This window comes from Roseburia sp. 1XD42-69, from assembly GCF_003612565.1.
Taxonomy (GTDB): Bacteria; Bacillota; Clostridia; order Lachnospirales; family Lachnospiraceae; genus Roseburia_B.
In genome coordinates, this window is the sequence record NZ_RAZG01000269.1 from 1 (window position 1) to 569 (window position 569).

The 569-nt window shown below is 40.8% G+C and carries 1 protein-coding gene; it reads left to right on the plus strand.

Annotated features, from left to right (window positions below):
• Positions 1 to 303: 303 nt before the first annotated feature.
• Positions 304 to 569, plus strand: a 266-nt coding sequence (locus D7Y06_RS25525; RefSeq protein WP_442970417.1) for a flagellin N-terminal helical domain-containing protein, incomplete at its 3' end; no start/stop codon positions are given.

Here is a 569-nt window from a genome sequence, read left to right on the forward strand (position 1 = left end):
GGGCGTATTATCTCTGTTACAGTAATCAGCAGAATCAGAATAAGGCCGGTATTTACCGGCCTTATTTTTTGTGCAGAGACACGGTTTATCGGATATATCCTGTAACAATTAAAAAGAAAAAATGTTTTTTGCTATAAAGTATCGGGAAAAAGCTCCGATATATATTACAAGTAAACAAGATAACAATCTGTTACTTGCAGATAGGAAGCTGGATGGAGCGTACGGCCGGGCGGCGGACTATCAATATAATGAAACAAGAGTATGCAGCAGGGAAGCTGCAGTAAATTCAAGGAGGAAAAAATTATGGCAATGATCGTACAGCACAACATGTCAGCAGCTAACGCTAACAGAATGTTAGGAATCACAACAGGACAGCAGAGCAAATCTACAGAGAAATTAGCATCCGGTTATAAAATCAACCGTGCAGCAGATGATGCAGCAGGATTGGCTATTTCCGAGAAGATGAGATATGCAGTTCGCGGCTTAAACAGAGCTTCTTTAAATGCACAGGATGGTATTTCTGTAGTACAGATCGCAGAGGGTGCTTTAAATGAGACACACTCAATCCT